Origin of the sequence: Kocuria tytonicola, from assembly GCF_003687455.1 — a bacterium.
Taxonomy (GTDB): Bacteria; Actinomycetota; Actinomycetes; order Actinomycetales; family Micrococcaceae; genus Kocuria; species Kocuria tytonicola.
Window position 1 is genome coordinate 1 of the sequence record NZ_PHOA01000089.1, and the last position, 9856, is coordinate 9856.

Below are 9856 nucleotides of genomic sequence, written 5' to 3' on the forward strand. Positions count from 1 at the left end.
GGTCGAAGCACGCGCGGGGAGCCTCCGTCCAGGCTGCGGAGCAGCCCGCCCTCTTCGAGGCGCCGGCGTCCCGCCCCGCAGCCTGGACGGAGGCTCCCCGCGCGTGCTTCGACCTGGAGACCACGGGCCGTGACCCGCAGCAGGCGCGCATCGTGACGGCGTCCGTGGTGCTGGTCTCCCCCGCCGGTGAGGTGCTCCGGGAGTGGGAGTGGCTCGCGGACCCCGGGGTCGAGATCCCGGAGGAGGCGGCCGCGGTGCACGGTGTCTCCACGGAACGGGCCCGCGCCGAGGGCCGCCCGCTCGCCGAGGTGACCGCCGAGCTCGCCGAGCTGCTCACGGGTTTCTGGCGCGAGGGCACCCCCGTGCTGGCGTTCAACGCCGCCTACGACCTCACGGTGCTGACGCGGGAGACCGAGCGCCACGGCCTCCCCGCCCCGCAGCCGCACCCCGTGCTGGACCCGTTCGTGCTCAACAAGCAGGTGCACCGCTACCGGCGCGGCAAGCGCACCCTGGGCGCCCTGTGCGAGGAGTACGGCGTGGTGCTCGACGCCGCCCACACCTCCGCGGCGGACGCGCTGGCCACGGAACGGCTCGCGAGCGCCATGGCCGAGCGGTTCACCGAGCTCCGCCAGCCCGCGGCCGCGCTGCACGAGCGGCAGATCGGCTGGGCCGCGGAGCAGGCCGCCTCCCTGCAGGAGTACTTCCGCCGCAAGGACCCCGCCGCCGTGGTGGACGGCACGTGGCCCGTGCATCCGCGGCCCTAGCGAGCCCGGCGGGTCTGGCGGGCCCCGGACGGATCGCCGCGGCAACCCCCGCAGACGACGACGGCGCAGCACCCACCCGGGTGCCGCGCCGTCGTCGTACCGTGCCCCGCGCGAAACCCCCACTGCGGGCGGGCCGTGGCAGGGGACGGATCAGGCCTGCGGGGGTTCGGCCGCCGCTGCCGCCTGCGCGGCGGCGGGCAGGGCCGAGAGGATCCGGTCCATCGCGGAGTCGTCGTGCGCGGCGGAGAGGAACCACGCCTCGAACACCGAGGGCGGCAGGTAGACGCCGGCGTCCAGCATGGAGTGGAAGAACGGCGTGTACCGGAAGGTCTCCTGGCCCTTGGCGTCCGCGTAGTCGTGGACCCCGGTGGCGCCCGTGCCGAACGCGACCGAGAACAGGTTTCCCGCCTCCTGGATGGAGTAGTCCACCCCGGCGGCGTCGAGCGCCTCGCGCAGACCGGCACGCAGCTGCTCGGAACGGCGGTCGATGGTCTGGTAGGCCACCGCGTCCGCGCACTTGAGGGTGGCGAGCCCCGCGGCCATGGCCACCGGGTTCCCGGACAGGGTGCCCGCCTGGTAGACCGGCCCGGTGGGGGCCAGGTGCTCCATGATCTCGCGGCGTCCGCCCAGCGCGGCGGTGGGCAGTCCGCCGCCGATGACCTTGCCGAACGTGAACAGGTCCGGCGCCCAGCTCTCGCCCCTGGCGTTGCTCAGCCCCCAGTATCCGGCCTCGTGCACGCGGAACCCGGTGAGCACCTCGTCCAGGACCATCAGCGCACCGTGCTCCTGGGTGAGGCGGCGGATGGCGGCGTTGAAGCCGTCCTCGGGGGTGACCACGCCCATGTTGCACGGCGCGGACTCGGTGATCACCGCGGCGATCTCCCCGGGGTGCTCCGCGAACACGGCCTCGAGCGCGGCGACGTCGTTGTACGGCAGCACCAGCGTCTGAGCGGCCGTGGCCGCTGTGACGCCCGCGGAGCCCGGCAACGCGAGGGTCGCCAGACCGGAACCGGCCTCGGAGAGCAGCGAGTCCACATGGCCGTGGTAGCAGCCCGCGAACTTCACCACGAGGTCCCGGCCCGTGTACCCGCGGGCGAGGCGCAGCGCCGTCATGGTGGCCTCCGTGCCCGTGGAGACCATGCGGATCTCCTCGAGCGGTGCCACACGGTCCACCACGAGCTCCGCGAGCTCGGTCTCCCCGCGCGTGGTGGCGCCGAAGCCGAGCCCGCGCTCCACGGCCTCGTGCACCGCCTCCGTGACCACGGGGTGCGCGTGGCCGATCAGCGCGGGGCCCCACGAGCACACGAGGTCCACGTACTCCCGTCCGTCCACGTCCGTGAGGTACGGGCCCTTGGCGGCCGCGATGAACGGCGGGGTGCCCCCCACGGAGTTGAACGCGCGCACCGGCGAGTTCACGCCCCCGGGCATCACGCGGCGGGCACGGTCGAACAGTTCCTGCGAAACACTCATGAGATCACTTCATTCCTTTCGCCGGGAGCGGGTCCCGGAGACACCGTGGCGCGCGGCTCTGCACCGCGGCCTGAGAGCAGTTACCGGCCGTTGTCCTGCCGCAGCCAGCGGGCGAGTTCGGTGGCGTAGTAGGTCAGGATGGAGTCCGCGCCGGCGCGCTTGATGGACAGCACGGACTCCCGGATGGCGGCCTCCCGGTCGATCCAGCCGTTGGCCGAGGCGGCCTCGATCATGGCGTACTCCCCGGAGATCTGGTACGCGGAGACGGGCACGGGTGAGGCGTCCGCGACCTCCCGCAGGATGTCGAGGTAGCTCATCGCGGGCTTGACCATGACCATGTCCGCGCCCTCGTCCAGGTCCGTCTGCAGCTCCAGCAGCGCCTCCCGGCGGTTCGCGGGGTCCATCTGGTAGGTCTTGCGGTCCCCCGTGAGCGTGGAGTCCACGGCTTCACGGAACGGGCCGTAGAACGCGGACGAGTACTTGGCGGTGTACGCGAGGATCGAGACGTCCTCGTGGCCTGCGGCGTCCAGTGCCGCGCGGATCACACCCACCTGTCCGTCCATCATCCCGGACGGGCCCAGCATGTGAGCCCCGGCCTCGGCCTGGGCCACGCCCATGCGCCCGTAGATCTCCAGGGTGCGGTCGTTGTCCACGCGGCCCTGCGCGTCCAGCACCCCGCAGTGGCCGTGGTCCGTGAATTCGTCCAGGCACAGGTCCGACATCACGACGACGTCGTCCCCCACCTCCTCGCGCACCGCACGGATGCCGCGGTTCAGAATCCCGTCCGGGTCCAGCGCCGCGGAGCCCACGGCGTCACGGGTCTCGGGGACGCCGAACAGCATGAAGCCGCCCAGCCCGAGCTCCACGGCCTCCGCCGCCGCGCGCTGGAGCGAGTCCATGCTGTGCTGGACCACACCGGGCATCGAGGACAGGGGCTGCGGTTCGCGGAGCCCCTCCTTGACGAACACCGGCAGGATCAGGTCGGAGGGGTCCACCCTGGTCTCGGCCACGAACCGGCGCATGGCCGGTGTGCTGCGCAGCCGCCGGGGGCGGGACACGAGGTCGTAGGACACGTCGTCGTCGTTCATCTGCAGATCTCCTGAGGTCTAGGTCGTGCGGGTCGTTCTGCTCGTGCCGGAGCCAGTCGGCCGGCCCAGTGCCGCGCCGACCGCCGCCGCGAGCGCGTCCGGCGTGGGCTGCGCCGCGGTCACCGGAGCCACGCCATGGTGCCGCAGGGCCTGCGCCGTGGGCTCCCCGATGGCGACCCACGCGACGTCCTCCGCCGGGATGTTCCCGTTCAGCAGCGCCGCGGCCCGGGACGGCGCCGTGACCACCACGGCGGCCACCGCGCCGGTGGCGCACGCCGCCCGTGCGTGCTCGGAGGTCCACTCCGGAGGTGCGTCCGTGGGCACCGGGCCGCTCGCCAGGGGGCGCGCCGCCGGGGCCGGAACCGTCTCGTACGCGCTCACGCGCTCCACGCGGTACCCCCGGTCGGTGAGACCGTCCTGCAGCGTGCGGGACGCGAGCGACGAGACCGGCAGCAGCACCCGCCACGTCTGCGCGCTCGGCACGGCCCGCGGGTCCTCGGGCCACTCCGCGAGCATTCCCGCCGCGCTGGAGGCGCTCGACGGGGCGAAGTCCACGCCCACACCGTACTCCCCGAGAGCCCGGGTGGTGGCGGCGCCCACCGAGGCGGTGCGCAGCCCAAGCCTGCCGCCCCCGGCGGGTGCGGACCCGGACGGGCCCCGCCGGGCGGCGTCGAGCACGGCGCCCCAGTCCGGGGACTCCGCGACCGCGGCCAGGGCGGCCACGGTGGTGGCGGAGGTGACGCAGAGCCACGTGGGGACCGCGGGTTCCGTGGCCTCACGCAGCAGTCGGCGCAGGGGACGCGTGTCCGCGGGCAGCTGGGCCTCCAGCAGCCGGGCGGCGAGCGGCTCGCACCCGCGCTCCCGCAGCAGCACCGCCAGGGGCAGCGCGGCGGCGGGGTCGCGGGTGACGAGCACGCGGGGGGAGCTCACAGGGTCAGCCGAGCCAGCCGGTCGGCGCCGTGGGCCAGCAGGTCGTCCGCGACGCGCCGTCCGAAGGCCTCGGCGCCGGACGCGGTGGGCTCCGCGAGCGTCTCGCTGCGACGCATCACCTCGGAGCCGTCCGGGTTCGCCACGACCACGTCGAGGGAGAGGACACCGCCCTCGAGCCGCGCGAACGTGCCCACGGGCGCTGCGCACCCGGCCTCGAGCTGGGCGAGCACCGCGCGCTCGGCCGTGACCGCGAGCCGCGTGGGCCCGTGGTCCACCGCCGCGAGACCTCGGGCGAGGTCCGAGTCCGGATTCAGATCCGCGCTCACCTCGAGCGCCAGCGCTCCCTGGCCGGGTGCGGGCAGCATCATGTGCGGGTCCAGGTACTCCGTGATCCGCCCCTCCAGCCCCAGGCGGCGCAGTCCGGACGCCGCGAGCACCACCGCGTCCAGGTCCCCGGGGTCCCCGGGGTGCACCCGGTTCAGGCGGGTGCCCACGTTGCCGCGGATGTCGACGATGCGCAGGTCCGGGCGCAGGGCCCTCAGCTGCGCCACGCGCCGCGGTGAGCCGGTGCCCACGGCGGCGCCCTCGGGAAGCTGCGCGAGCGTGAGACCGTCCCGGGCGCACAGGGCGTCCCGCGGGTCCTCGCGCTCGGGCAGCGCCGCGATCCGCAGACCCGCCACGGGAGCCGTGGGGAGGTCCTTGAGTGAGTGCACCGCCAGGTCCACCCGGCCGTCCAGCACCTGCGCGCGCAACGCGGTGGCGAACACCCCGGTGCCGCCCAGCTGGGACAGCGGCCCCGTCAGCACGTCCCCCTCGGTGCGCACCGTGACGAGCTCGTGCTCGGGACCCCCGGCACGGGTGACCGCCTCGGCCGCCCAGCGGCTCTGGGTCATGGCCAGCTGGGAGCCCCGGGTCCCCACCGTGAACACGGCAGCGGTCACCGGCGGATCACCTCGCCGTTCTCGTCCAGACCCACGGGGATGGGCTCGCCCACCGGTCGCTGGGCGATCGTGGGGCGGGGTTCGCTCTGCCCGCGCAGCACCTTCACGCAGCAGTCCGGGGCGCACGTGTCGAACCACGTGCCCTGGGCGCACGCCGAGATCCGCGGGGGCGCGGTGGGCGTGCCCAGCCGCTGCTCCACGAGGTCCGCGAGCGCGGCCACGAAGTCCGGGTCCGTGCCGGCGGTGGGGATGCGCTCGAACTCCAGTCCGGCCGCAGCCGCGGCCTCACATGCCTCGGTGTCCAGGTCCCACAGCACCTCCATGTGGTCGGACACGAAGCCCAGGGGCACCACGGCCACGCCGGTGACGTCCTTCTCGGGCAGTCCCTCGATGATGTCGCAGATGTCCGGCTCGAGCCACGGCACCTGCGGGGGCCCGGAGCGGGACTGGTACACGAGCTCCCACTCCACACCGTCCATGGGCTCCCCCACCTGCTCCACGATCCACCGCGCGGCCGCGAGGTGCTGCGCCACGTAGGCGGAGTCGCCCTCGAAGCTCATCCGCTGGGGCCCTGCGGCGTTCGCGTCCGTCATGGGCACGGAGTGGGTGGTGAACAGCACGCGCAGCGCACCGTCCGTGCGCTCGCGCAGGGCCAGCAGGGAGTCCCGCAGCTTGCCGGCGTACGGGCGGAGGAAGCCCTCGGAGTCGTAGTACTGCCGGATCTTCTCCACGTGCAGCTCGTCCTGCAGCCCGGTCTCCTCCAGGCCCACGCCGTAGTCCTCGCGGTACTGGCGGCAGCTGGAGTAGCCGGAGTAGGCGCTCGTGGCCAGCACGAGCAGGTCCTTGTAGCCGCTCGCGTGGCACTGCCGCAGCACGTCCGCCACGTACGGGTCCCAGTTGCGGTTGGCGAGCAGGATGGGCAGGTCGATGCCGCGCCCGCGCAGTTCGCCCTCCAGGGCGTCCCGCAGCGCCCGGTTCTGGGCGTTGATGGGGCTCACACCGCCGTTCGCACGGTAGTGGGTGGCCACCTCCTCGAGCCGCTCGTCGGGGATGCCGCGCCCGCGGGTGACGTTGCGCAGGAACGGGATCACGTCCTCCTGACCCTCGGGGCCCCCGAAGGACGAGAGGATCAGTGCGTCGAACGCGTGCGGGTCGTTGGCGCGCGCGGCGCTGAGCGCGTTGGTCTGCTGGTCGGTGGTCATCTCAGTCGAGCACCTCGGCGATCTCTTCGGTGGTGATCCGTCGGCCCGTGTAGAACGGGGTCTCCTCGCGCACGTGCAGGCGGGCCTCGGTGTTGCGAAAGTGGCGCATGATGTCCACGAGGTCCACGAGCTCCGGCGCCTCCAGGGCCAGCAGCCACTCGAAGTCGTTGAGCCCGAAGCACGCGATGGTGTTCGCGAGCACCTGGGGGTACTCACGGGCCTTCATGCCGTGGTTCTTGAGCATCTCCCCGCGGCGCTGCGGGTTCATGTAGTACCACTCGTAGGAGCGCACGAACGGGTAGACGCACACCCACTTCTGGGCCTCGGCGCCGCGCGCGAACGCCGGGGAGTGGTTGGAGGTGAACTCCGCCTCACGGTGCACGCCCATGGCGTTCCAGGACTGCTTCGTCCCGGCCAGCAGGGGCTCCCGGCGCAGCTCGCGGATGGCCGCCTGCAGCTCGTCCGGCTCCTTGCCGGTGAGCCAGACCATGAGGTCCGCGCCCTCGCGCATCCCGGAGACGTCGTAGACGCCGCGAACGCTCACGTCGCGCTCGGCCAGCCGCGCCACCAGCGCGTCGAAGGACTCCCGGTTCGCCGGTGAGTCCGCGTCCTGCGGCCGCTGCCCGGTGCGCTCCAGCACGGTGTACCCGGCCCAGTACAGCGTTCCCTCGCCCTCGTGCCCGGCGCGCTCGTCCGCGCCCTGTCCGGTCCTCGTTGCGTGCTCCGTCATGCTGCACTTCCTTTCGCGTTCTTCTCTTCTCGTTCGCCGTGGCCCGTGCGGCGCGCGGTGGACGCGGGCGTCGTCGACGACGCCGCCCCGCCCCCGCGCGGCACGTCACGTGCCCGCGTCGAATCCGTGCCGGGCGAGCAGCCTGGCGACCTGCTGCCGGGTGTCCGTGACGACCGCGGCGAGTCCGGTGCCCGAGAGCCAGGCACCGACCGCCACGGCGTCGGGGATGCCGGTGAGGGCCCGCCGGAAACCGGTGGCCCGCGCGGTGTGCCCGGCGTCCGTGCGGGGCAGCGCCGCGTGCCAGCGGACCACGTCCGCGCCCACGAGCTGCGACGGCTCGATGGGCACGCCGAACAGGGTGCTCGCGTCCCCGAGGGCCAGGGAGATCAGGTGCTTGTCCTCCAGGGTCACCTCGGGAGAGGGTCCCGAGCCCCGCGGGGTCGCGCGGCCGTAGGAGAGCCGCACCACGTGACGGTGCGCCCCGGCCTCGCGGGCCACCCACTGCCATTTGGCGCTCGAGTGGGTGAGCGCCTTGGCGCGGACGTCCCGGACGTCGTCGCTCACGAGCACGCCCGTGCCGCGCGGGGCGCTGTCCAGTGCCGGGCAGTCCAGCACGAGGGTCGCGAGCGCGATCCGCGGGCCGGAGCGCGGCGTGTAGTTCTGGGCGTCCGGCATGTGCGAGCCCATGAGCCGCACCGACGTGGGCCCGTCCGCGGCCACCACGAGCAGCTCGCCGCGGGCCACCGCGGTCTTGTCCCCGTTGGTGGGCTGGCGCTGGATGACCATCCAGCCCTGGCGCCGGGGGTCGCGGTCCAGGGCGATCACGTCGTAGCGGGTCACGAGCTTGACGCCCAGCCGCTCGGCGTCCCGCACGAGGCGTTCGCTGAGCAGGTTCATGCCGCCGTCGATCCCGGCCACGTTCGCCCCCGCGGGGCTCGCGCTGCGCAGGGCGCCGGCCGCGGCCCCCAGGCTGCCGAGCTCACGCATCCTCGCGCGCAGACCGGGCGCGACGGCGTCGACGTCCAGCTGGTCCGGGTGCGTGGAGTAGACCCCGGAGACGAACGGGCTCACGAGCCGGTCCACCACGCGCTGTCCCATGCGGGCGCGCACGAGACCGCCCACCGTGCGCTCCCCCGCTCCCACGCGGGCGGGCAGCATGCGGTCCAGGCGGGCGCGCGAGGTGCCGGCCCGGCCGAGCGGTACCCGCAGCTCGGGGTCGGTGGGATCCGCGGGGATGCCCAGCACACCCGAGCGCGGCGCCGGAACGGCGCCCTCGGGCAGGCACAGCCACGAGCCGGCGGGATCGGGCGTGACCATCCGGTCCGAGAGACCCAGCTCGGCCATGAGCTGGGGAACGGCGTCGGAGCGGGTGGCGAAGGACTCCGCCCCCGAGTCGAGCACGAGGCCCGCCACCTGGTGGGCACCCACGGCGCCGCCGAAGTGGTCGGAGGCCTCCACGAGGGTCACGCGCAGCCCGGCCGCGGCGAGGTCGCGCGCGGCCGTGAGACCCGCCACCCCGCCGCCCACCACGAGTGCGGTGCGGGGCCGCCGCGTGGCGCTGCCGCGCGTGTCACCGGAGGAAGTTGTCACCGAGTCTCCTTGTGGATGAAGGTCACCAGTTCGCTCAGGACGTCCGGGTCGGTCTCGGGCGGGACGCCGTGGCCCAGGTTGACCACGTGGCCGGGAGCCGAGCGGCCGCGGCGCAGGACGTCCCGGGTGTGCTCGTGCAGCACCTCGCGCGGTGCGGGGAGCAGGGCGGGGTCGATGTTGCCCTGCACCACGGTACGCCCGCCCAGGCGCCGGGAGGCCTCGTCCAGGGGAATCCTGTAGTCCACGCCCACGGCGTCCGCCCCGGCGTCCCGCATGGCGGCGAGCAGCTCACCCGTGCCGGTGCCGAAGTGGATGCGCGGGACCCCGAGCTCCGCCACCGCCGCGAGCGCGTCCGCGGAGTGGCGCTGGACGTGCGCCTCGTAGTCCCCCAGGGACAGCGAACCGGCCCACGAGTCGAACAGCTGCACCGCGGACGCCCCGGCCTCCACCTGGGCCCGCAGGAAGGCGCCCGAGGTGCGGGCGGCCCACTGCGCCAGGGCCTCCCAGGACTGCGGGTCCGCGTGCATCATCGTGCGCGGGCGCAGGTGGTCGCGGGACGGCCCGCCCTCCACGGCGTACGCGGCGATCGTGAACGGGGCGCCCGCGAAGCCGATGAGCGGGGTGTCCCCGAGCTCCGCGACCGTGCGGGCCACCGCCTCGCGGATGGGGTCCAGGTCCGCGTCCGCGAGCTCGGGGAGCGCGGCGACGTCCGCGGCCGTGCGCACGGGGCGCTCCAGGACGGGACCGCGCCCGGCCACGATGTCCACACCCACGCCCGAGAGCTTCATGGGCACCACGATGTCGGAGAAGAAGATGGCGGCGTCCACCCCGTGGCGTCGCACGGGCTGCAGGGTGATCTCCGCCGCCAGCTCCGGGGTCAGGCACGCCTCGAGCATGCCCGTCCCCTCGCGGGCCGCACGGTACTCGGGCAGCGAGCGCCCGGCCTGGCGCATGAACCACACCGGCGTGTGGGCGGCGGGCAGCCCGCGCAGGGTGCGCACGAGCGGGGACTGCGCGACCCCCTCGGAGCGCAGGGGGTGGCCCGCGGGCAGGGCCGTCAGGCGCCGCTCCCAGTCGTCGCCGACGCCGTCCTCCCCCGTGCGCGGGGCACCGGCCCCCGGTGCTGCGGCGGGGTCTGCGG

9 protein-coding genes are annotated in these 9856 nt (G+C 74.4%); 1 reads left to right on the forward strand and 8 read right to left on the reverse strand.

Annotated features, from left to right (window positions below; genetic code table 11):
• Positions 1-113: 113 nt before the first annotated feature.
• Positions 114-764: a 3'-5' exonuclease gene (locus CWC38_RS09365; protein WP_121846501.1), complete on the forward strand. Its 651-nt coding sequence runs from the start codon at positions 114-116 to the stop codon at positions 762-764.
• A gap of 150 nt (positions 765-914) precedes the next feature.
• On the opposite strand, the gene hemL is transcribed toward CWC38_RS09365, so the two are convergent.
• The 8 genes from hemL to hemE all read right to left on the reverse strand — a co-directional run bounded on the left by hemL (position 915) and on the right by hemE (position 9776).
• Complete coding sequence (gene hemL / locus CWC38_RS09370) at positions 915-2234, reverse strand: glutamate-1-semialdehyde 2,1-aminomutase (protein ID WP_121846495.1); 1320 nt, start codon at positions 2232-2234, stop codon at positions 915-917.
• 80 nt (positions 2235-2314) lie between these two features.
• The gene (gene hemB, locus CWC38_RS09375; protein WP_121846496.1) at positions 2315-3322 is read right to left on the reverse strand and encodes a porphobilinogen synthase; all 1008 of its coding nucleotides are present in this window, start codon (positions 3320-3322) and stop codon (positions 2315-2317) included.
• An 18-nt stretch (positions 3323-3340) separates the two neighbouring features.
• A complete protein-coding gene (locus tag CWC38_RS09380) occupies positions 3341-4252 on the reverse strand; it encodes a uroporphyrinogen-III synthase (RefSeq protein WP_121846497.1) in 912 nt (303 codons plus the stop codon).
• Positions 4249-5145 (reverse strand): hydroxymethylbilane synthase, encoded by an 897-nt coding sequence (hemC, locus tag CWC38_RS09385; RefSeq protein WP_439108837.1) that lies wholly within the window; start codon positions 5143-5145, stop codon positions 4249-4251. The genes CWC38_RS09380 and hemC overlap by 4 nt, the downstream gene beginning before the upstream one ends.
• A 44-nt stretch (positions 5146-5189) precedes the next feature.
• Positions 5190-6395 carry a ferrochelatase gene (locus CWC38_RS09390; protein WP_121846499.1) on the reverse strand — a complete coding sequence of 402 codons (1206 nt, stop codon included), beginning with the start codon at positions 6393-6395 and terminating at the stop codon, positions 5190-5192.
• 1 nt (position 6396) lies between these two features.
• Positions 6397-7125 (reverse strand): hydrogen peroxide-dependent heme synthase, encoded by a 729-nt coding sequence (hemQ, locus tag CWC38_RS09395; protein ID WP_206059889.1) that lies wholly within the window; start codon positions 7123-7125, stop codon positions 6397-6399.
• Positions 7126-7230: 105 nt separating this feature from the next.
• Positions 7231-8715: a protoporphyrinogen oxidase gene (hemG, locus tag CWC38_RS09400; RefSeq protein WP_121846500.1), complete on the reverse strand. Its 1485-nt coding sequence runs from the start codon at positions 8713-8715 to the stop codon at positions 7231-7233.
• A complete protein-coding gene (gene hemE, locus CWC38_RS09405) occupies positions 8712-9776 on the reverse strand; it encodes a uroporphyrinogen decarboxylase (RefSeq protein WP_240625192.1) in 1065 nt (354 codons plus the stop codon). The genes hemG and hemE overlap by 4 nt, the downstream gene beginning before the upstream one ends.
• Positions 9777-9856: the final 80 nt, after the last annotated feature.